This is a genomic window from Terrabacter sp. C0L_2 (assembly GCF_036352015.1).
GTDB classification, from domain to species: Bacteria; Actinomycetota; Actinomycetes; order Actinomycetales; family Dermatophilaceae; genus Terrabacter; species Terrabacter tumescens.
This window is the reverse complement of sequence record NZ_CP143557.1, coordinates 1909394-1929848: the sequence shown is the minus strand read 5'-3', so window position 1 is coordinate 1929848 and position 20455 is coordinate 1909394. Positions and strand designations below refer to the sequence as shown.

Annotated in this window: 18 protein-coding genes; 9 read left to right on the top strand and 9 right to left on the bottom strand. The window is 71.8% G+C overall.

Annotated elements, in window-relative coordinates:
- Positions 1 to 3 precede the first annotated feature (3 nt).
- Complete coding sequence (locus U5C87_RS08965) at positions 4 to 2181, bottom strand: S8 family peptidase (protein WP_330476238.1); 2178 nt, start codon at positions 2179 to 2181, stop codon at positions 4 to 6.
- A 452-nt stretch (positions 2182 to 2633) separates the two neighbouring features.
- On the opposite strand from U5C87_RS08965, the gene U5C87_RS08960 reads away from it, so the two are divergent.
- The 6 genes from U5C87_RS08960 (at position 2634) to U5C87_RS08935 (ending at position 10912) form a co-directional block, all read left to right on the top strand.
- Positions 2634 to 3572, top strand: a complete 939-nt coding sequence (locus U5C87_RS08960) for a DUF559 domain-containing protein (RefSeq protein WP_330476237.1) — start codon at positions 2634 to 2636, stop codon at positions 3570 to 3572.
- Positions 3573 to 4199: 627 nt separating this feature from the next.
- Positions 4200 to 6818, top strand: coding sequence for an ATP-dependent Clp protease ATP-binding subunit (locus U5C87_RS08955; protein ID WP_330476236.1), 2619 nt, complete (start codon positions 4200 to 4202; stop codon positions 6816 to 6818).
- 186 nt (positions 6819 to 7004) lie between these two features.
- A complete protein-coding gene (locus tag U5C87_RS08950; protein WP_443082112.1) occupies positions 7005 to 7799 on the top strand; it encodes an ABC transporter ATP-binding protein in 795 nt (264 codons plus the stop codon).
- Positions 7796 to 9127 (top strand): FtsX-like permease family protein, encoded by a 1332-nt coding sequence (locus U5C87_RS08945; protein ID WP_330476235.1) that lies wholly within the window; start codon positions 7796 to 7798, stop codon positions 9125 to 9127. Before U5C87_RS08950 ends, U5C87_RS08945 begins: the two co-directional genes overlap by 4 nt.
- A gap of 22 nt (positions 9128 to 9149) precedes the next feature.
- Positions 9150 to 10409, top strand: coding sequence for an LCP family protein (locus U5C87_RS08940; protein WP_330476234.1), 1260 nt, complete (start codon positions 9150 to 9152; stop codon positions 10407 to 10409).
- Positions 10406 to 10912 carry an amino-acid N-acetyltransferase gene (locus U5C87_RS08935; protein ID WP_030195706.1) on the top strand — a complete coding sequence of 169 codons (507 nt, stop codon included), beginning with the start codon at positions 10406 to 10408 and terminating at the stop codon, positions 10910 to 10912. Before U5C87_RS08940 ends, U5C87_RS08935 begins: the two co-directional genes overlap by 4 nt.
- A gap of 226 nt (positions 10913 to 11138) precedes the next feature.
- Here U5C87_RS08935 and U5C87_RS08930 read toward each other — a convergent pair whose 3' ends face one another.
- From U5C87_RS08930 to U5C87_RS08920, 3 genes are read right to left on the bottom strand one after another with little or no spacing between them, the layout of a single operon-like run.
- Positions 11139 to 12080 carry an ABC transporter ATP-binding protein gene (locus U5C87_RS08930; RefSeq protein ID WP_330476233.1) on the bottom strand — a complete coding sequence of 314 codons (942 nt, stop codon included), beginning with the start codon at positions 12078 to 12080 and terminating at the stop codon, positions 11139 to 11141.
- Positions 12077 to 12880, bottom strand: a complete 804-nt coding sequence (locus tag U5C87_RS08925) for an ABC transporter permease (RefSeq protein ID WP_330476675.1) — start codon at positions 12878 to 12880, stop codon at positions 12077 to 12079. Before U5C87_RS08925 ends, U5C87_RS08930 begins: the two co-directional genes overlap by 4 nt.
- A 7-nt stretch (positions 12881 to 12887) precedes the next feature.
- The gene (locus U5C87_RS08920; RefSeq protein ID WP_330476232.1) at positions 12888 to 13682 is read right to left on the bottom strand and encodes an ABC transporter permease; all 795 of its coding nucleotides are present in this window, start codon (positions 13680 to 13682) and stop codon (positions 12888 to 12890) included.
- A gap of 133 nt (positions 13683 to 13815) precedes the next feature.
- Here U5C87_RS08920 and U5C87_RS08915 point away from each other — a divergent pair, with 133 nt between their 5' ends.
- Positions 13816 to 14205, top strand: coding sequence for a pyridoxamine 5'-phosphate oxidase family protein (locus U5C87_RS08915; protein WP_330476231.1), 390 nt, complete (start codon positions 13816 to 13818; stop codon positions 14203 to 14205).
- A 9-nt stretch (positions 14206 to 14214) separates the two neighbouring features.
- Here U5C87_RS08915 and U5C87_RS08910 read toward each other — a convergent pair whose 3' ends face one another.
- From U5C87_RS08910 to radA, 3 genes are read right to left on the bottom strand one after another with little or no spacing between them, the layout of a single operon-like run.
- Complete coding sequence (locus U5C87_RS08910; RefSeq protein ID WP_330476230.1) at positions 14215 to 15108, bottom strand: A/G-specific adenine glycosylase; 894 nt, start codon at positions 15106 to 15108, stop codon at positions 14215 to 14217.
- Between the two features lie 26 nt (positions 15109 to 15134).
- A complete protein-coding gene (gene disA / locus U5C87_RS08905; protein ID WP_188960130.1) occupies positions 15135 to 16211 on the bottom strand; it encodes a DNA integrity scanning diadenylate cyclase DisA in 1077 nt (358 codons plus the stop codon).
- Positions 16212 to 16266: 55 nt separating this feature from the next.
- The gene (gene radA / locus U5C87_RS08900; RefSeq protein WP_330476229.1) at positions 16267 to 17682 is read right to left on the bottom strand and encodes a DNA repair protein RadA; all 1416 of its coding nucleotides are present in this window, start codon (positions 17680 to 17682) and stop codon (positions 16267 to 16269) included.
- Positions 17683 to 17754: 72 nt separating this feature from the next.
- Here radA and U5C87_RS08895 point away from each other — a divergent pair, with 72 nt between their 5' ends.
- Both U5C87_RS08895 and U5C87_RS08890 read left to right on the top strand, forming a co-directional pair.
- A complete protein-coding gene (locus U5C87_RS08895) occupies positions 17755 to 17976 on the top strand; it encodes a hypothetical protein (protein ID WP_330476228.1) in 222 nt (73 codons plus the stop codon).
- Between the two features lie 198 nt (positions 17977 to 18174).
- Positions 18175 to 18504: a histone-like nucleoid-structuring protein Lsr2 gene (locus tag U5C87_RS08890; RefSeq protein WP_330476227.1), complete on the top strand. Its 330-nt coding sequence runs from the start codon at positions 18175 to 18177 to the stop codon at positions 18502 to 18504.
- A gap of 112 nt (positions 18505 to 18616) precedes the next feature.
- Here U5C87_RS08890 and ligD (U5C87_RS08885) read toward each other — a convergent pair whose 3' ends face one another.
- Positions 18617 to 19501, bottom strand: a complete 885-nt coding sequence (gene ligD, locus U5C87_RS08885) for a non-homologous end-joining DNA ligase (protein WP_330476226.1) — start codon at positions 19499 to 19501, stop codon at positions 18617 to 18619.
- Entirely contained in the window at positions 19501 to 20448 is a 948-nt protein-coding gene (gene ligD / locus U5C87_RS08880) for a non-homologous end-joining DNA ligase (protein WP_330476225.1), read from the bottom strand. The genes ligD (U5C87_RS08885) and ligD (U5C87_RS08880) overlap by 1 nt, the downstream gene beginning before the upstream one ends.
- Between the last annotated feature and the right edge of the window lie 7 nt (positions 20449 to 20455).

The following is a 20455-nucleotide window of genomic DNA, read 5'->3' as shown; positions in this document are numbered from 1 at the left end:
GACTCAGCCCTGGAACGGGGACTGCCCGTAGGGGTCGTAGCCGCCGTAGCCGCCGTGGCCACCCTCGAAGCCGCCGGGACCACCCTGGACGGGCGTCGTCGGCCCGGTGGGCGGGAACGTCGTCGTGATCGTCGGGGTGATCGTCCACGGCGGGGGCGTGACCTGGTAGCACTGCGGCTCGATCACGGTGCGAGGCGGCTGCGAGCACCGCCACCAGTAGGGCGACCTCGGAGGAGTCATCGTCGTGATGGGGATGCAGGCGAGCACCGGGGTGCGCAACCGGACGAATGGCCCCGGCTGGAAGCCGATCTCGTCGTTCCCGCCGCCGCCAGCGGTCTCCCCGCCGCCGGCTCCCTGCTCGGAACCGAGCTCCTGCTGCACTTGCGCCAGCGCCGCGGCATACCCGTCGGCGTAGCCCTCCTCGTAGGTGCCACCCTGCCCCTCGGATGCGCCCTGCTCCTCGGGCACCTGGCCCGCGCCGCCGAGGTAGCCGTACGGGTCGTAGCCCGCAGCCCCCGCTGCTCCGGCGCCGCCGCCGAGACCTGGCCGGCCGATCGTCGGCGTCACGGGAGTCCGCGTGATCGGGGTCGTCGTGACCGGCGTCGTCGTGACCGGCGTGATCGTCGGCGGGCACACCGGGGAGACGACCGGGCAGATCATCGTCCGCGGCGGCGGGCAGAACTGGATCGGCGTCCGGATCGGTCCACAGATCGGCGGGAGCGTGATCGGCGGCCGGCACGGCAGGACCGGCGTCCGCAGCCTCGTGATGATGGGCGCGGCCCGGTTCACCGCCGCGGCCGCGTCGACACAGCCCCAGCCGTACGAGTCGTTGGGGACCGGGTCGCCGGGAGCGTCACGGAGCGGGCGAGCCGTCGTACGAAGGATGTCCGTCACCTCCGCGACCGTCGCGCTCGGCTTGACCGACCGGATGAGGGCCGCGACCCCGGCGACGTGCGGCGTCGCCATCGACGTCCCCGACAGGGTGCCGTAGCCCGCCGCGAGGTAGGTGGACAGGACGCCGACGCCGGGTGCGACGACGTCGATGTGCGGTCCGGTCTGCGAGAAGGACGCGCGGTGGTCGGCGCTGTCGATCGCGCCGACCGACACGACGTCCGGGTAGGCCGCGGGGTACGACGGGTTCGACGTGCCGTCGTTGCCCATCGCGGCCACCACGACGACGCCGCGGCTGATGGCATACGCGATGGCACTGCTCTCGACGGTGGTCGTGCCCGACGACCCGAGGCTCATGTTGATGACCGATGCCCCGTTGTCGGCGGCGTAGCGCACGGCGGCGGCGATGTCGGCGGACGAGCCGACGCCACGGACCTGGCCGTCGGAGATCCGGACCATCCGGGTCAGCGCCTTGACGGGCATGATCTTGCACTGCCACGTCACGCCGGCGACCCCCAGCGCGTTGTTCGACATCGCGGCGATCGTGCCCGCGACGTGGGAGCCGTGGCCCACCTCGTCCTCGGGCACGGAGTCGCGGCCCGAGAAGTCGCCCTCGAACCGGAAGCCGGCCGGCGCCGTGGGGCTCGTCCCGAGGTCGACCATGTCGTAGCCGGCGACGATGTTGCCGACGAGGTCCGGGTGGTCGAGGTCGATGCCGGTGTCGATGACGCCGACGACGACGCTCGCCGAGCCCGTCGTGCGGTCCCATGCGGCGGGGGCGTTGATCTTGGCGAGCCCCCACTCCGAGCCGTAGCTCGGGTCGTTGGGCACGACCGACGTCTCGCGGTAGCGGTTCGGCTCGGCGGCCTCGACGCTGTCGAGCGCCTCGAGCTTCGCCACCGCGTCGGCGATGTCGGTGCCCACGTCGACGCGCACCCTGAACGACCGCGCGAGCACCTGCTCCTCGGTCACCTCGAGCCCGCGCGTGGCGGCGTCCGCCTCGGCGGCGCCGGCGGGACCGGGAAGGGCGAGGCGGGTGACGTCGTGGGCGCCGAGGCGTGCCAGGACGGTGTCGAGGTCGTCGACGCCGAGCGACCGGGCGCCGGACTCGACCGGACCGGACGGGTGGACCGGCACCGACGCGGTCATCGAGTCGGCTGCGGACGGGACGAGGGTGAGCAGGAGCTCACCCGGGATGACGGTGTCGGCCTCGCTGGTGAAGACCGGCTCCCACTGGGAGCTCGGCTGCGTCGGCTTGCCCCGACCCGTCGAACGACGCTTGGCTGGCATCACTGCCTCCTTGGTTTGAAGTTCCGGGCGGCCCCCGCCCGTGGCACCGGACCCTGACGGCCGATGTCTTTCGGAGGCGGGTCGCGGGGCGCCTGATACGGCGGCGGGCAGGTGGGTCGATACGGGCGAACCGGGCCACACGGCATACGCACGCCGTATGCCGTGTGGCGAGCGCAGGCTCGACGCCCCCCGCCCGCGACCCCGCGCTCCTCCGCCCGGGCGGAGAGATCGAGGCCCGGGCACCCCCAGCCACCTCGGCTTCTCCGCCCGGGCGGACAAATCCGCCCCCTGCACGCGCCCCACCCCGGCTTCTCCGCCGCGGCGCAGTAGTTGAGGCGTGAGCACCCCGAACCACCACGAGAAGTCCGCCCTGGCGTAGAAGGGCAGGCACCAGGACGGCGCACTGTGGATGACCGCGACGCGGAGAGGTCCGCGTGTTCCACAGTGGCGCAATGGAGTTCGACGCCACCAAGCCGAGCGACAGCCCATTCCTACGCGCGGACGAGGCCGGGGACCATCTGAGCGACTGGCGCTTCCGCCGGGCGCATCGGGCGCTCTTCCGCGGGGTCTACGTCGCGGCCCAGACCCCGGTGACCCACCGACTACTCGCGGAGGGAGCGCTGCTGCTGGCCGAACCGGGGAGCTATCTCTCGCACCACACGGCGGCGCGCCTGTGGGGCGGCGTGGTGCCGGATCACCCCGACGTCCACGTGACCTATCCGCGCATGCGAGCCCAATGTTTCGGCATCGCTGCCCATCGGCCCAAGGCGCGACAGCACGTCGTGCGGTGGAGGGGGCTGCCCGTGACCGGCCCGATCCAGACCTTCCTCGACATGAGCCACCTGCTCGGACTCGTCGACCTCGTCATCCTCGGTGACTCCTTGGGCCGGCGCAAACGCTTCACGCCCGACCACCTCGTCACCCTTGCCGAGAAGCACAGCGGTCCGCACTCGAGGCTGGCTCGGCGCGCGGCGCGGCTCGTTCGCGCCGGCGTCGACTCGGCGATGGAGACGAAGCTGCGCCTCCTCATCGTCCTGGCAGGGCTGCCGGAACCGGAGGTCGACCACCGGGTGCACGACAGCGACGGGACACTGCTCCGGCGTTACGACCTCGCCTACCTGGCTCACCGACTGATCATCGAGTACGACGGACGCCACCACGCGGAGTCAGAGGAGCAGTGGCACCACGACATCGACCGCGACGAGGAGCTCGACGACGGTGGCGTGCGGCGTCTGGTGATCGTGTCCAAGGACATCCACAGCACGCCGGCGCGAACGCTCGGACGCATCACCCGCGCCATGCGGCAACGGGGCATGACCGTGCCTCCTCTCAAGGACGAGTGGCGCCGTCATTTCGCCGACCGAGCAGGCGACCTCGCGCTGCCTGCATGACGACGCGCCTCCCCGGTTCAGCCGCCACCTCGACAACTCCGCCCCGGCGAAGAAACCGAGGGCCTCACGAGGCCAGGCACCGCAACAACTCCGCCCCGGCGAAGAATCCGAGGCCTTAGGAAACCAGGCACCGCAACAGCTCCGCCCCGGCGAAGAAACCGAGGCCTTAGGAAACCAGGCACCGCAACAGCTCCGCCCCGGCGAAGAAACCGAGGCCTCAGGAGGCCAGGCACCCCAACAACTCCGCCCCGGCGAAGAAGGTGGGCCCTGCCGTGCGATCCGCAACCGACAACTTCGCCCGGGCGGAGAAACCGAGGTTGGGGAGGCGGAATCACCACGACAACTCCGCCCCGGCGGACGAAGAGCGTCCTGGCGCGAGCAGGCGGCGCGCCCCTGCTCGCGACCCCGCGTCGCCGGTCCGGGGTATGCCTTTGGGTAGGCCCCGCGCCGCCGCCGTCCCCTCGGGACCGGGCAAGATGTCCGCTCACGGCGAACAGAGGCGGAACCTGAGCCGATCACGCTCAGGATGGGGAACAGGACGCGCACGCCTCGCGTTGGTCGGGGTGTGCTCGTCCACAGCGGGCACGGATAGCATCGAGATGTCTCTCGATCAGTCAGGAGAAGAACATGTTCGAACGGTTCACCGACAGGGCCCGAAGGGTGGTTGTCCTCGCGCAGGAGGAAGCACGCCTGCTCAACCACAACTACATCGGGACCGAGCACATCCTCCTGGGTCTGATCCACGAAGGCGAAGGCGTCGCCGCGAAGGCCCTCGAATCGCTCGACATCTCGCTCGAAGCGGTCCGGGCCCAGGTCCAGGAGATCATCGGCCAGGGGCAGCAGGCCCCGACCGGCCACATCCCCTTCACGCCCCGCGCGAAGAAGGTTCTCGAGTACTCGCTCCGCGAGGCACTCCAGCTCGGCCACAGCTACATCGGCACCGAGCACATCCTGCTCGGTCTGATCCGCGAGGGCGAGGGCGTCGCCGCCCAGGTCCTCGTCAAGCTCGGCGCGGAGCTGAACAAGGTCCGCCAGCAGGTCATCCAGCTGCTCTCCGGCTACCAGGGTGGCCAGAGCGGCGAGAAGGCCGGCGCCGGCGTCGGCCAGGGCCAGGCAGAGGGCACGCCCGCGGGCTCCCTCGTGCTCGACCAGTTCGGTCGCAACCTCACGCAGGCGGCCCGCGAGGGCAAGCTCGACCCGGTCATCGGGCGTGAGAAGGAGATCGAGCGGGTCATGCAGGTGCTGTCCCGCCGCACGAAGAACAACCCCGTCCTCATCGGTGAGCCCGGCGTCGGCAAGACCGCCGTCGTCGAGGGCCTCGCCCAGGACATCGTCAAGGGCGAGGTGCCCGAGACGCTCAAGGACAAGCAGCTCTACACCCTCGACCTCGGCTCGCTCGTGGCCGGCAGCCGCTACCGCGGTGACTTCGAGGAGCGGCTGAAGAAGGTCCTCAAGGAGATCCGCACCCGCGGCGACATCATCATCTTCATCGACGAGATCCACACGCTCGTCGGTGCGGGTGCCGCCGAGGGCGCCATCGACGCCGCGTCGATCCTCAAGCCGATGCTCGCCCGCGGTGAGCTGCAGACGATCGGTGCGACGACGCTCGACGAGTACCGCAAGCACATCGAGAAAGACTCGGCCCTCGAGCGGCGCTTCCAGCCGATCCAGGTGCAGGAGCCGACGCTGCCGCACGCCATCGAGATCCTCAAGGGTCTGCGTGACCGCTACGAGGCGCACCACCGCGTGACGATCACCGACGGCGCGCTCGTCGCGGCGGCCAACATGGCCGACCGCTACGTCAACGACCGCTTCCTGCCCGACAAGGCGATCGACCTCATCGACGAGGCGGGCGCGCGACTGCGCATCCGCCGGATGACGGCTCCGCCGGACCTGCGCGAGTTCGACGAGAAGATCGCGGCCCTCGTGCGCGAGAAGGAGTCGGCCATCGACGGCCAGGACTTCGAGCGCGCGGCCCGCGTCCGCGACGACGAGAAGCGCCTCCGCCAGGAGAAGGCTGCCCGTGAGGCCCAGTGGAAGTCGGGCGACATGGACGTCGTGGCCGAGGTCGACGAGGAGCTCATCGCCGAGGTCCTGGCTGCGAGCACCGGCATCCCGGTGTTCAAGCTGACCGAGGAGGAGTCCAGCCGCCTGCTCCACATGGAGGACGAGCTGCACAAGCGCATCGTCGGCATGGACGACGCCGTCAAGGCGCTGTCCCAGGCGATCCGCCGCACCCGTGCCGGCCTGAAGGACCCGCGCCGCCCCGGTGGCTCGTTCATCTTCGCCGGCCCCACCGGTGTCGGTAAGACCGAGCTCGCCAAGACGCTCGCCGAGTTCCTCTTCGGCAGCGAGGACGCGCTGATCCAGCTCGACATGTCCGAGTACTCCGAGAAGCACACGGTGAGCCGCCTGTTCGGTTCGCCTCCCGGCTACGTCGGCTACGAGGAGGGCGGCCAGCTCACCGAGAAGGTGCGCCGCAAGCCGTTCTCCGTCGTGCTCTTCGACGAGGTCGAGAAGGCCCACCCGGAGATCTTCAACTCGCTGCTGCAGGTCCTCGAGGACGGCCGCCTCACCGACTCCCAGGGTCGGATGGTCGACTTCAAGAACACCGTCATCATCATGACGACCAACCTCGGCACGAGGGACATCTCCAAGGCCAACATGGGCTTCTCGGCCGGACCCGACAGCCGCTCGGACTACGAGCGGATGAAGGCGAAGGTCACCGACGAGCTCAAGCAGCACTTCCGGCCCGAGTTCCTCAACCGCGTCGACGACACCATCGTGTTCCCGCACCTCAACAAGGCGGAGATCACGCAGATCGTCGACCTCGAGATCGCCAAGCTCGACAAGCGGCTCAAGGACAAGGACATGGGCATCGAGCTCACGCCCGCGGCCAAGGACCTGCTCGCCAAAAAGGGCTACGACCCCGTGCTCGGTGCGCGCCCGCTGCGCCGCACCATCCAGCGCGAGATCGAGGACGCCCTGTCGGAGAAGATCCTCTTCGCCGAGTTCGGCTCCGGTCAGTACATCAAGATCGACACCGAGGGCGAGGGCAAGGAGGAGAAGTTCACCTTCTCCGACATGGCCCACCCGGACGCCGCGCACCGTCCGGCCGACGACCTCCCGGAGCTTCCCGAGGGCGCTGCCCTCGACGAGGCGCTCGGGGTCAACATCACCACCGGACCGTCCGTGCCCGACGACCAGGTCTACCCCGACGCGGGGCTGACCGGCACGGAGCGCTGAGCGCCGCGGAGCGCATCGACTGAAGGGGTCGGGGACACACGTCCCCGGCCCCTTCGGCGTACGTGGCCGGCCCCCGCCGTCGTAGCGACGTCATGGTGCCGTCATACCGAGGTCGTATGCCGTCCGCTCCGGAGGGCGACCACGGCCCGATGCGGGGCCGCACCCTCCCCGGCGACGCTGGGTGCCATGAGCCACCACGACCCCACGGCGACAGCCGCCCCCGCCCCTGATCCCACCCGCGATCCCGCTCAGGATCCCGCCCGCGACCTCGTCGCCCGCGACCTCGTCATGACCTACGGCCGCTCGGGCCGCTCGAGCGCGGCCGCTCCCCCGGCCCTGGGCGGCGTCGACGTGACGGTGCGCGCCGGGGAGAGCCTGGCCGTCATGGGCCCGTCGGGCTCAGGCAAGACGACCCTGCTGCACGTCCTCGCCGGCATCCTGCGCCCGACGGGTGGCCAGGTGCTGTGGCGCGGCCGCGACATCGCGCGGATGTCGGACCGCGAGCGCACCGTGCTGCGCCGCCGGGACTTCGGCTTCGTCTTCCAGCAGGGCATGCTCCTGCCCGAGCTGCCGGCGATCGAGAACGTCGCGCTGCCGCTCATGCTCGACGGCGTCTCCCGCTCGGAGGCCTCGGGCCGGGCCGCTGCCCTCTTCGCCCCGCTCGGTCTCGCGGGCCTGGAGAAGCGACGCCCCGGTGAGCTCTCGGGCGGCCAGGCGCAGCGCGTCGCCATCGCCCGCGCCCTGGTCGCGCGGCCCGGCGTCGTCTTCGCGGACGAGCCGACGGGCGCCCTCGACCAGACGACGAGCGCCGAGGTCATGCAGCACCTGACCCAGCTCGCGGCCCACACCGGCGCCTCGCTCGTCGTCGTCACGCACGACGAGAACGTCGCCCGGTGGTGCCACGGGGTGCTCCGGGTGCGTGACGGCAGGATCGCGACCGGAACCGTTGCGGCACAGGCGAGCCCAGGCGGCGCTCGATGAGGGCCGCGACCGTTCTGTGGTGGCGCCTGCGACGGGCCGGGGCCGCCGACAACCGCGTGCCGGGCGTCCTCGCCGTCGTCTCTTTCGCCGTCGCGACGGCGGCGCTGCTCGTCTGCGTCGCCGGACTGGCTGCCTTCGAGGCCCGCAACCCGACGCCGCCCGGTGGCCTCGACGGGCCCCTGACCGACGAGGCAGCGCTCGGCAACCTCTACGTGACCCTCGCCTGGGTCGCGACGACGTGCATGGTCATCCCGATCCTCACCCTCGGCGGGGTCGCCGCCCGCCTCGCCATCGCGCGCCGCGACCAGCGGCTCGCGGCGCTGCGCCTGGCCGGCGCCACGTCGGGCCAGGTGACGCTCATGACGCTCGCCGAGGCCGCGGCGCAGGCCCTCGTCGGCGCGCTGTGCGGACTCGTGCTCTACCTCGCCGTCCTGCCGCTCGTGGCGCGCCTGAGCTTCCAGGGGCGGCCGTTCGAGCTGCGTGAGCTCGTGCTCCCGCTGGGGCAGGTCCTCGCCGTCGTCGCGGCCGTCGTCGTGGTCTCGATCCTGTCGGGCGCGTCCAGCCTGGCGCGCGTGGCCATCAGCCCGCTCGGCGTCGCGGCCCGCACGAGCCCGAAGCGGCTCAGCGTCCTGCGCCTGCTCGTCGCCGTGGCCGCCGGTGCGGCGTGGGTGCTCGTCATCACCCCGATGAAGGAGCCGCAGCGGATGACCATCGTCGTCGTGCTCGGCGCGGTGATCCTCGCCGTCAACGCCGTCGGCCCCTGGGTCGTCATGGTGGCCGGTCGCATCGCCGCCCGCCTCGCGCCCACCGCGGCCACGCTGCTCGCCGCCCGCCGCATCGCCGACGACCCGAAGAGCACGTGGCGCGCGGTCGGGGCGCTGGGCCTCGCCGTCGTCGTCGTCGGCTTCACGAGCCTGGCGCAGGTCGACGAGCCGCGGACTCCGCTCGAGGCCTACCTCGCCGACGACCTCGGCACGGGCGCGCTCGTCACGCTCGTCATCATCACCATCGTCGGGGCCACCTCGACGGGGGTCGTGCAGGCCGCCCGCGTGCTCGACCAGCGCGAGCAGTACCGCGCCCTCGCGCTCGCCGGCACGAGTGAGGGCTCGCTGCACCGGGCCCGCGCCCTCGAGGTCGCGCTGCCGCTCGCCATGACGGTCGTGCTGTCGGCGGGGTTCGTCCTCGTGCTCATGCTGCCCTTCACCAACGCCATCGACACCGCGCTCGTCGTGCGCTTCGTCGTCACGTCGATGGTCGCCGGAGCGGTCGTGCTGGCCTCCGTGCTGGCGTCGCGTTCCCTCGTGCGGACGGCCTCCCGCGTCGCCTGAACCGGTCGTCTACGGTGGGGCGGTGACCTCCCAGCACCGCCCCACCGACCCCGTGCAGCAGCGCACGAGCCCGTCCGGCAGGCGCACCGCGCGCCGGACCCGCAGGTCGACGGCAGCGCGCTCCCTGTGCGTGGTCGCGGCCGCCGGCGTCGCCCTCGCCGGGTGCTCGACGGACGCCCCGAGCCCGTCGGGGTCGTCCGGGTCGTCGGGTTCCATCTCCGACGGGGGCGCCCCCGGGTCGGCGACGCCGTCCTCGGGCGTCCGGGTCACGGGAGCGCCTGCACCCCTCGCCACGCTCGTCTCGAAGGTCTATGCCGGGGGCGACCTCACGCATACGTCCTCTCCCTCCGCGGCGGCTGCGCTCAAGGCACGCAAGAGCGTGAGCGGCCCGGTGACGGCCACGGCCAAGGTCGGCTCGTGGATGGGCACGCCGGTGGCCGTCGTCACCACGGGCGACGACGTGACCCTCGCCGTCGGGCCGACGTGGAAGGTCGTCGGCGGTTGGTGGCCCTCGCTCGGAGTCACGAAGCCCAGCCTCGGGGGCGGCCCCCGCTGGGTGCTCGCCATCGGCTCCGACGGCCGAAAGGGCCAGCCCCTCGAGCGCACCCGCGCCGACGTGCTCCAGGTCATCGGCATCGACGGCAAGGGTGGCGGCGGCGTCATGGGCATGGCCCGCGACCTGTGGGTGCCGCTGTCGACCGGGGGCAAGGGCAAGATCAACTCGGCCATGGTCGCCGGGGGCCCCAAGGCGCAGGTCAGCACCGTCAAGCAGGTCACCGGTCTCCCGGTCGAGGGCTACGTCGTCCTCGGCTTCACGGGGTTCAAGAAGATCGTCGACGAGCAGGGCGGCATCCCCATCGTCATCCCCAAGACCGTGGTCGCGTCGCACGCCAAGAACATGGTCATCAAGGCCGGCGCGCAGACCCTGTCCGGGGCCGAGGCGCTCGCCTACGCGCGCGAGCGGAAGACGTTGCCCGACGGGGACTTCGGGCGCTCCCGCCACCAGGGCGAGGTCATCCTCGCCGCCGCGGTCAAGGCCAAGCTCGCCGGGCCGATCGCCATCCCGGCCGCTCTCACCAGCTTCAGCAAGGTCGGCAAGAGCAACCTCACGGCCGAGCAGATCCTCACCTTCACCGCCGGCCTGCACCAGCTGAGCCCGCTCAAGGTCGGGCGCGGTGTCGCCAAGGGCGCGTTCGGGTGGGCCGGCAAGCAGTCGATCGTCATCCTCGGCGCCGAAGCCCGCAGCCTCTTCGCCGAGTTCCGCGACGGGAACCTCTCGTGAGCGACGGGCAGCCGGTCATCCGGCGGGCGCGCACCGCCGACGTCCGCGCGATCCGCGCCCTCGTGGCACCGCTGGCCGAGCGACGGGTGCTCGTCAGCAAGGAGGCGGTGACCTACTTCGAGAGCCTCCAGGAGTTCCGGGTCGCCGATCTTGACGGTCGCGTCGTCGGCTGCGGCGCCCTGCACGTCATGTGGGAGGACCTCGCCGAGATCCGCACTCTCGCCGTCGCCCCCGACCAGCTCGGCACCGGCCTCGGTGGCCGCCTGCTCGAGGCGCTCGTGGAGGACGCGCGCGAGATCGGCGTCGAGCGACTCTTCTGCCTGACCTTCGAGACCGACTTCTTCGTCCGGCACGGGTTCGAGGTCATCGAGGGGCAGGCCGTCCCGATGGACGTCTACGCCGAGCTGCTGCGCTCCTACGACGAGGGCGTCGCCGAGTTCCTCGACCTCGAGCGGGTCAAGCCCAACACCCTCGGCAACACCCGGATGCTCCGCACCCTCTGACCCCTCCCCCCACACTCGAGTGGCCGCCCCGCCCCACCAGCCACACGGCGGACGGCATACGCGTGGGGCGGGTGAGGTCACGCGGCGACTCGACTGCGCCCAACGGCTCCCACCCCACCACTCGAGTGGCCGCCCCGCCCCACCAGCCACACAGCGGACGGCATACGCGTGGGGCGGGTGAGGTCAGGAGGCCACTCGACGGGTCAAGGGGTAGGGGGTCGGCGGGTCAGCCGCGGCCGGAGGCGGCGTAGATGCGCCGGACGACGTCCTCGATGTCGGGCTCCTCGATCGTCAGGTCGCGCACCTCGTGGCGCGACGAGACGTGGGCGAGCACGGCCGCGACCGTCGTCGACTCGGCGTCGAACGAGAGGCGCTGACGCAGGCCGCCCGACTCACTCTCGACGAGGGTCGCACCGGGCACGTCGTGCAGGTCCGGAGTCGGCGTGGCGAGGTCGATGACGAGCATGCGCTGCGCCCCGACGGTGCCGGCGAGACCCGGCAGCGTGCCGTCGAAGGCGAGGCGTCCGCGGTCGACGACGAGCACGCGGTCGCAGAGCCGCTCGATGTCGCCCATGTCGTGCGTCGTGAGCAGCAGCGTCGTGCCCCGCTCCCGACGCTCGGCCACGAGGAACTCGCGCAGCCGCTGCTTCGACAGCACGTCCAGGCCGATGGTCGGCTCGTCGAGGATGAGCAGCTCCGGCGAGTGGAGCAGGGCGGCGGCGATCTCGGCGCGCATCCGCTGGCCCAGCGAGAGCGAGCGCACCGGGGTGCCGAGCTGGGGGCCCATCTCGAGCTGGTCGACGAGCAGGTCGGTGCGGGCCCGGGTCGTCGGCTCGTCCATGCGGTGGATGGCGCCGAGGATGGCGAACGAGTCGCGCAGCGGCAGGTCCCACCACAGCTGCGAGCGCTGGCCGAAGACGACGCCGACGCGCCGGGCGACCTCGACCCGCTGGCGCATGGGGTCCAGCCCGCAGGTGCGCACGTGGCCCGACGTCGGCTTGAGGATGCCGGTCAGCATCTTGATCGTCGTCGACTTGCCGGCGCCGTTGGCACCGATGTAGCCGACGGCCTCGCCCGGCTCGACCGAGAAGGTCATGCGGTCGACGGCGCGGGTCTTCTTGAAGTCACGCACGAGCTCGCGCGTCTCGATGACGGTGGGGGCGCTCATCCGCCGGCTCCTTGGTAGTGACGGGTCCCGAGCCTCCAGCAGAGGCCGGCGGTGCCCCACGCGAGCAGGGCCGCGAGGGGCGTGCACCAGGCCAGCCAGGGCGGCGCGAGGTGGTCACCCGGCAGGCCGAGGATGGCCACGGCCGGGATGTAGGCGACGAAGGCGGTCGGGATGACGAACGTCCAGAAGATCCGCAGCGGATCGGGGAAGACCTGCTGGCTCTGCTGGGCGGCATACGACCCGCCGTAGGTGAAGGCATTGGTGAACTCCGCACCGTCCACGAGGAAGAACTGCAGGCCGCCGGCGGCCGTGAAGAGCGCGGAGAAGATCGCGGTGCCGCTGACGACCGTCAGCACGATGAGGGCCACCGTCCCGACGGACCACGCGATGTCGGCCGTCGTCAACGCGACGGTGAGCGCGACCAGGGCGACCGTCAGGCGACCCACCCGCCGCAGCGACAGGTCGCTCGTCATGAGCTGGGCGAGCAGCGGCAGGGGGCGCACGTAGAACGCGTCGACCTGACCCGCCCGGATGTAGCGCGGGAGCTGGTCGAGGTGGCCGACGAACATGTCCGCGAGGGAGAAGGCGAGGTTGGACAGGGCGAAAACGAGCAGGGCTGCGGTGAAGTCGAGCCCGCCAAGCACGTCGACGTTGTGGAAGATCACCCACACCTCGGCGAACTCCGCGAGACCGACGCCGACGGTCCCGAGGATGTCGGTGACGAACGACGTGCGGTACTGCATCTGCGCGCGGGCGCGCGAGGCGAGCAGCACCCGGTAGGGGCGCAGCCGCTCGGACATGGTCACCTCATCCACCCTGCACCTCCAGACGACGGCGGCCGGCCCGAAGCACGAGCTGACCCAGACCGAGGAGCGCGACGGCCCAGAAGACCTGCACGGCGACGGCCGATGCGATGTCGGCTCCGACGACGCGGCCGGCGAGGATGTCGATGGGGTTCTGCAGCATCGACGGGAACGGCGACCAGTGGGCGATGGTCCGCAGCCACTCGGGGAACCACGGCACCGGCAGGTAGAGCCCGCACAGCAGGCCGCCGGTGATCATCCACAGCAGCGTGATGCCCCGGATCTCGACGAGCCAGAACGCGAGCAGGTTGATGACGAAGTTGCCGGCGAACGCGACGACGACCGCCAGCACCACCGAGACGGCGCCCGACACCCAGCTCAGCGCCGACGGCGGCGGCGCCATGTCGAAGAGCAGCGCCCCGAGCAGGATGGCGGGCAGACCACGACCGATGAGGTTGATGCCGGCGCGGCCGAGATCGCCTGCCAGATAAGCGAGCTGGGGGTTGATCGGCCTCAGGAAGTCGACGGCGATGTCGCCCGTGCGCACCCGGTCCTTGACCTCGGCGAAGCCCCACAGGTTGACGGTGCCGAGCAGCGCCTGGCCCCACCAGACGAACGCGATCGCCGTGGGCGCGTCGTAGCCTCCGATGGCGGTGCCGGCCGAGGCGAGCGCCGCGAGCAGGATCGAGGCACGGATGAAGCCGAAGACCGAGTTCGTCGTCGTGCCGGCCAGCAGCGCCAGCCGGTAGGTCGAGTGGCGGCGGAAGCCGGCCCGGACGAGTAGCCAGAAGGTCTTCACGGTGCGTCGAGACCCCCTTCGGACCGGCGTGCCCGGCAGATGGCACGAGGGGCGACGTTACAAGTCGTCAGCCCTCGCGGCAACCCTCGACGCGCCGGTCTCGTGACCGCCGGCTGTCCTCTACCGTGGGGCCGTGGCCCGATCCCCCCGCGACCTGTCCCCCGAGGCGCTCGAGTTCATGGCCGTGCGCCACCTCGCGACGCTGACCACGCTGCGCCCCGACGGGTCACCGCACGTCGTCCCGGTCGGCTTCACGTGGGACCCCGAGACCTCCGTCGCCCGGGTCATCACGAGCCGCGAGAGCCGCAAGGCCCGCAACGCCCTCGCCGGCTGCGAGGCCGTGCTGTGCCAGGTCGACGGCCGCTACTGGCTGTCGCTCCAGGGCACCGCCCGGATCCTCGACGACGCAGCGTCCGTCTCCGACGCCGAGCAGCGGTATGCCGCCCGCTACCGCGAGCCGCGCCCCAACCCCGAGCGCGTGGTGATCGCGATCGACGTGCGGTCCGTGCTCGGCAACGTCTGAACGGCAGCGTCAGGCGGGCAGTCGGAAGCGGTCGCCCTCGAGCGGCTCGACGAGACCGTCCGCGACGAGCGAGTCGAGGCAGCGCATGACCTGGGCCCGGTCGTCGGCCGAGTCCTGCAGGCGCGTCAGGGGCAGGTCCGCGTGGGCGTCGCGCAGCCGGCGCAACAGCTCGCCGCGCACCTGCCGGTCGGTCCCGTGCCAGCTCTGGCCGCGACGCGGTGGTCCGTCGTAGGCCGGACGGCCCGCGACGTTCCAGGCGCAGAGGTCGGCGACGGGGCACTCGTCGCACCGGGGTCCCCGGGCCACGCAGACGAGGGCGCCGAGCTCCATGACGGCGACGTTCCAGGTGTTGGCCGTCTCGCGGTCGGTCGGCATCGAGTCGGCGGCGAGCTGCGCCTCGGCGCGGTTGAGGGTGAGGTTGGGGTAGGCCTTGGCCTCGAGGGTCCGGGCCAGGACCCGCCGGACGTTCGTGTCGACGACGACCTCGGGGATGCCGAAGGCGAAGCACGAGACGGCCGCCGCCGTGTAGGCGCCCACCCCGGGCAGGGCCAGCAGCTCCTGCGGGGTCCCGGGCACCTCGCCGCCGTGGCGCTCGACCATCGCCGTCGCCGCCTCGTGCAGGCGAAGCGCGCGACGGGGGTAGCCGAGCCGCCCCCACGCGCGCACGGCCTCGCCGGGTGCGGCCGCCGCCAGGTGACCCGGCGTGGGCCAGCGCTCCATCCACTCGCGCCAGATCGGCTCGACCCGGGCGAGCGGGGTCTGCTGCGACATCACCTCGGAGAGGAAGACGCCCCACGCGGTGGCATCGGGCGCGCGCCACGGCAGCTGCTTGCGCCCTGCCTCGGCGTACCAGTCGTTGACGCGCTCGTGGAGCAGCGACAGCGGGACCTCGCGGGACGGCATACGACAGAGAGAGTGCGTGACGTCGCTCAGACGTAGCGCTCGAGGATGCTCGACTCGGCCAGTCGCGAGAGGCCCTCACGCACGGCGCGAGCCCGCCCCTCGCCGACGCCCTCGACGAGCATGAGGTCCTCGATGCCGGCCGCGAGCAGGCGCTGGAGCGACTCGAAGTGGTTGACGAGACGGTCGACGATCGCCGTGGGCAGGCGCGGCACCTTGGTCAGCAGCCGGTAGCCCTGCGGCGAGACCGGGACGTCGAGGCTGTCGCCGACGACGGAGAAGCCGACCGCCCGCGCCCCGGCTGCGAGGTCGAGCAGCTCGACGGAGTTGAGCGACTGGAGGTTCTCGAGCGCGTCGTCGACGTCGAGCCCGGACTTGGTCGCGGGGAGGTAGTCGCGGATGACGAGCTCACGGTCGTTGCCGAGCCCGCCCACGAGCTCCTCGAGCTGGAGGCTGAGCAGGCGGCCGTCGGTGCCGAGCTCGACGACGTAGTCCTGGATCTCGGCCGAGATGCGCCGGACCATCTCGAGGCGCTGGAGCACCGCGGTGACGTCGCGCACCGTGACGAGGTCCTCGATCTCGAGCGCGGACAGCGTGCCGGTCACCTCGTCGAGGCGGGCCTTGTAGCGCTCGAGGGTCTGCAGCGCCTGGTCGGCGCGGGACAGGGTGGTCGGCGAGCCCTCGATGACGTGCCGGAGGTCGCCGACGTAGAGCGCGACGACGCCCATGGACTGGCTCACGGAGATGACGGGGAAGCCGGTCTGCTTGGCCACGCGCTCGGCGGTGCGGTGCCGGGTGCCGGACTCGGTGGTCTCGATGCGCGAGTCAGGCACGAGCTGAGTGGCGGCGCGCAGGATGCGGGTGCCCTCACGGTCGAGGACGACGGCGCCGTCCATCTTGCACAGCTCGCGCACGCGGGTCGCCGAGAACTCCATGTCGAGCACGAAGCCGCCCGTGCAGATGGAGTCCACGACCCGGTCGAAGCCGAGCACGATGAGGGCACCGGTGCGTCCGCGCAGGATCCGTTCGAGGCTGTCGCGCAGCTCCGTGCCGGGGGCTACAGCGGCGAGGGCCGCGCGGAGCAGCAGCTCGTCGTTCCGGTCCATCACTTCCCTGTTCGCAATGGGGGCGCCGAGCGCGTCCAGCCCGGTCGCTCGCAGTCTAGACGGTGCCGACGGCAGCCGCGCTCGTTGACCGGCCACCGGCGAGGCGACCCATGGCCTCGATGGCGCGCGGCACGTCGGCGACCTCGACGGCGCGGATGCCGTCGGGCACCTGGGAGCCGGACAGGCTCCCGGCAGGCACGAGCGCGTGCCGGAAACCGAGGCGTGCCGCCTCGGCGAGACGGCGGTCCAGGCCGGTCACCCGGCGCACCTCGCCGGCCAGCCCGACCTCGCCGAAGGCGACGACGTCGGTGGCGAGGGGCCGGTCGACGACGGACGAGGCGACGGCGCAGACGATGGCGAGGTCGGCCGCCGGCTCGGTGATGCGCACCCCGCCGACCGTGGCCGCGAAGATGTCGCGCGAGCCGACCGGGGCCCCGGCCCGTTTGTCGAGCACCGCGATGATCATGGCCAGGCGCGACGCGTCGAGGCCGCTCGAGGTGCGGCGCGGCGACGGCAGGGTCGAGGGGGCCACGAGCGCCTGCACCTCGGCGACGAGGGGGCGCCGACCCTCGAGGGTGACGGTGACGCACGTGCCGGGGACCGCGTGGTCGCGGGTGGAGAGGAACAGCCCGCTGGGGTCGGTGAGGCCGGTGATGCCCGAGTCGGACAGCTCGAAGCAGCCGACCTCGTCGGTGGGACCGAAGCGGTTCTTGACGGCGCGCACGAGCCGCAGCCCCGAGTGGCGATCGCCCTCGAACTGGATGACGACGTCGACGAGGTGCTCGAGCAGCCGGGGACCGGCGATCGAGCCGTCCTTGGTGACGTGCCCGACGAGCAGCACAGCCAGGCCCCGGGCCTTGGCCGCCGCGATGAGACTGCCGGTGACCTCCCGCACCTGCGTGACGTTGCCCGCCTGCCCCTCGACGTCGGCGCTGGCGATCGTCTGCACGGAGTCGACGACGAGCAGCCCGGGAGACCGCGCCTCGACGTGGCCGAGCACGGTCGCGAGGTCGGTCTCGGCGGCGAGGTAGAGGGTGTCGGCCATCGCCGAGATGCGCTCGGCGCGCGTGCGTACCTGGGCGGCGGACTCCTCGCCGCTGATGTAGAGCACCTCGGAGCCGGACCGAGCCGCGCGCGCCGCGACGTCGAGCAGCAGCGTCGACTTGCCGACCCCGGGCTCACCGGCGACGAGCACCACGCCTCCGGGCACGAGCCCGCCGCCCAGGACCCGGTCGAACTCGGCGACGCCGGTCGGGCGGGCGGCGGCCCTGGTCAGGTCGACGTCGGCGATGCGCTGGGCAGGCGTGACGACCGTGGCCGCGGTCGTGCGCGCAGCCGTGGGCCCGCCCGTCTCGGCGACGGTGCCCCACGCCTGGCACTCACCGCAGCGGCCCACCCACTTGGCGGTGGTCCACCCGCACTCGGCGCAGCGGAAGCCGGGGGTGCGTCGCGTCGTCGTCCTCGTAACCATGGGCACGACCGTACGGCGCGGGTGCGACAGCGCTCGGCGGGGCGGGCCGTGCGTCCGTGAGAAAATGGCGCCATGGAATCGGTTCTGCCCTATGTGCTCGCCATCGTCCCGACGGTCGGCGTGGGCACGCTCTTCTACTTCGTCATCAAGAGCATCCTCGAGGGAGACCGTCGCGAGCGCCTCGCCCAGGCGCAGTGGGAGGCAGAGCACGACCGCCGCGCTGCCGCGGAGGTCACCGCGCAAGAGGACCGAGGCACCGACCCGGCTTCTCCCGCGCCGACGAAAGAGCACTGACCGCAGGCGCCTTCATCCGGCGCCGACGACCATTCGGACAAAAACCCGAGACGCCCCGGTCGGACACAATCCAATACCGATCGACGCCATTGTTTTGGATGGAAATGCATTCTCGGGCTGATGGCGCTAAATTGATCTCGCCCGCGAGTCCCACATTCGCGATAACCCCTCCCGAAACCAATTCTCAGATGGAGAGACATGGCTCAGCGTGTCGAAGTGGTGTTGATCGATGACATCGACGGCGGTAATGCCGCAGAGACGGTGACTTTCGCCCTGGACGGCGTCACCTACGAAATCGACCTGAACGACAAGAATGCCCGCAAGCTCCGTGACGACTTCGCGACGTGGACCGGTCACGCCCGTCGCGCGGGCACGGCCAAGGCCGGCTCCCGCCGTCGCGCCTCGGGTGCGGCCAAGCGCACCGACCTGGGCGCCGTCCGCGAGTGGGCGCGCGCCAACGGCCACGAGGTCTCGGACCGCGGCCGCATCTCGGCCGACGTCCAGGCGGCCTACGACAAGGCGCACTGACCGAGCGGTCCGCACGAAGCGGTCAGCACGAGAGGGAGGGCCCGGCACATCACAGGTGCCGGGCCCTCCCGCGTCCCCCTACCCCGTTGCCGCCGCCTCAACCAACGATCCCTCAGCCAGTGATCGACTCGGCGAGGTCGCCGTCGCGCGCCACCCGCTCGAGCACCTCGTCGGCCGTCAGCTGCTCGAGCACACCGCCGTCGGCCCCCGACTCGATCTCGTCCCACGACCGGGGCGCCGCGACCGTCGGTCGCTCTCGCCCGCGCAGCGAGTACGGACACACCGTCGTCTTGGCGGCGACGTTCTGGCTCCAGTCGAGGAAGATCTTGCCGGGCCTCAGCTCCTTGGCCATCTTCCACACGACGAGGTCGGGGTGGGCCTTGGTCAGCTCCTGCGCGAGCTGCTGGACGGTGTCGCGGATCTCGTCGCTCGTGTGTGCGCCGGGCAGGACGGCATACAGCTGGAGTCCCTTGCTGCCACTGGTCACCGGGGTCGTGTCGAGGCCGATGCCACTGAGCCGTTCGCGCACGATGAGGGCGACGCGCGCGCACTCGTGCAGTCCCGTCCCGGGGCCGGGGTCGAGGTCGATGACGAGCCGGTCGGGGTTGAGCAGCTCGGCGTCGCGCCCCTCCCCCGCGTAGCGCCACTGGTGCACGTGCAGCTCGAGGGAGTTGAGGTTGGCGAAGTACGTCAGTCCCGCGAGGTCGTCGATGAGCGGGAAGACCGGGTCGCGGCCGGCGCGGCGGATCCACGCGGGCGTGCCTGCGGGGATGTTCTTCTCGAAGAACTGCATGTCACCGACACCGTGCGGGAAGCGGATTCGCGTCACGGCACGGTCGCGCAGGTGCGGCAGGATGACCGGCGCGATGCGGGCGTAGTAGTCGAGCACCTGCGCCTTGGTCGTGCCGGTCCGCGGGTACATCACCTTCTCGAGGCTGGACAGCTTCATCCGCCGGCCGTCGACCTCGACGGTGACCTTCGTGGGCTGGTATGCCATCACTCACCGTCCGCGTGGTCGTCGACGTCCCCGGGGGTGAGGTCACCGCGCAGGCCCTTGTATGCCGGCTGGCGCAGTCTCCCCTGACCGCCCAGTCCCAGCGACTGCACGTCGGCCACGAGGACCGGGTGGACCCACGTGGCACCGGCCGAGTCCTCGGCGGGCACGTCTGTGGCGAAAGGGGATTCGGCGGACGTCAGGGACTCGAGGTCCTGCAGGAGCGCCTGGCCGGTCTTGCCGGCGAGGCCGGATCCCACTCGTCCGAGGTAGCGCAGCCCGCCAGGCCCCGGCACGCCGACGAGCACGGCTCCGAGACGGCGCGACACGGTGCCGGTGGACTCGGGGCGCCAGCCGCCGATGACGACCGAGACCGTGCCGCGGTGCGGTGACTTGAGCCAGTGGGGCGAGCGCAGCCCGGGGACGTAGACCGAGTCGACGCGCTTGGACACGATCCCCTCGAGGCCCTGCTCCTTGGTCGCGGCGTGCAGCGTCACGCCGTCGGAGAACGTCGGCGGTGTCTGCCAGCGCGGCCCGGCGAGCTCGAGCCGCTCGAGGGTCGCGCGCCGGTCGCTCCAGGCGCGGGGCAGCAGCTCGACGCCGTAGAGGCGCAGCAGGTCGAAGGTCATGAGGGTGACGGGCGCGGCCTCGGCGAGCATCGCCGCGCGGCGCGCGTCGGTGACGTGGAAGCGCTCGGCCATCGCCGCGAAGGACGGCACGCCGTCACGCATCGAGACGATCTCGCCGTCGAGGAGCATGTCCGCGTACTCGTCGGCCAGCCCGCGCAGCTCCGGGAAGGCGACCGTGACGTCGCGTTCGGTGCGGGTGAAGAGGCGCAGCCCGCCGTCCGTCACGTCGGCCAGGACACGCATACCGTCCCACTTCACCTCGTGCTGCCAGCGGTCGCCGACCGGAATGGTCGTCGTAGCCGTCGCGAGCATGGGGCGCATGGGTGCA

Bases quoted from the DNA above. Each gene is read 5' to 3' on its own strand.
- U5C87_RS08910 (WP_330476230.1), bottom strand. From the start codon at position 15,108: ATGCCGTCCCGCGAGGTCCCGCTGTCGCTGCTCCACGAGCGCGTCAAC.
- U5C87_RS08930 (WP_330476233.1), bottom strand. From the start codon at position 12,080: ATGAGCGCCCCCACCGTCATCGAGACGCGCGAGCTCGTGCGTGACTTC.
- disA (WP_188960130.1), bottom strand. From the start codon at position 16,211: ATGGACCGGAACGACGAGCTGCTGCTCCGCGCGGCCCTCGCCGCTGTA.
- U5C87_RS08925 (WP_330476675.1), bottom strand. From the start codon at position 12,880: ATGTCCGAGCGGCTGCGCCCCTACCGGGTGCTGCTCGCCTCGCGCGCC.
- U5C87_RS08895 (WP_330476228.1), top strand. From the start codon at position 17,755: ATGGAATCGGTTCTGCCCTATGTGCTCGCCATCGTCCCGACGGTCGGC.
- U5C87_RS08960 (WP_330476237.1), top strand. From the start codon at position 2,634: ATGGAGTTCGACGCCACCAAGCCGAGCGACAGCCCATTCCTACGCGCG.
- ligD (WP_330476226.1), bottom strand. From the start codon at position 19,501: ATGGCATACCAGCCCACGAAGGTCACCGTCGAGGTCGACGGCCGGCGG.
- radA (WP_330476229.1), bottom strand. From the start codon at position 17,682: ATGGTTACGAGGACGACGACGCGACGCACCCCCGGCTTCCGCTGCGCC.
- U5C87_RS08955 (WP_330476236.1), top strand. From the start codon at position 4,200: ATGTTCGAACGGTTCACCGACAGGGCCCGAAGGGTGGTTGTCCTCGCG.
- U5C87_RS08950 (WP_443082112.1), top strand. From the start codon at position 7,005: ATGAGCCACCACGACCCCACGGCGACAGCCGCCCCCGCCCCTGATCCC.
- U5C87_RS08945 (WP_330476235.1), top strand. From the start codon at position 7,796: ATGAGGGCCGCGACCGTTCTGTGGTGGCGCCTGCGACGGGCCGGGGCC.
- U5C87_RS08965 (WP_330476238.1), bottom strand. From the start codon at position 2,181: ATGCCAGCCAAGCGTCGTTCGACGGGTCGGGGCAAGCCGACGCAGCCG.
- ligD (WP_330476225.1), bottom strand. From the start codon at position 20,448: ATGCGCCCCATGCTCGCGACGGCTACGACGACCATTCCGGTCGGCGAC.
- U5C87_RS08890 (WP_330476227.1), top strand. From the start codon at position 18,175: ATGGCTCAGCGTGTCGAAGTGGTGTTGATCGATGACATCGACGGCGGT.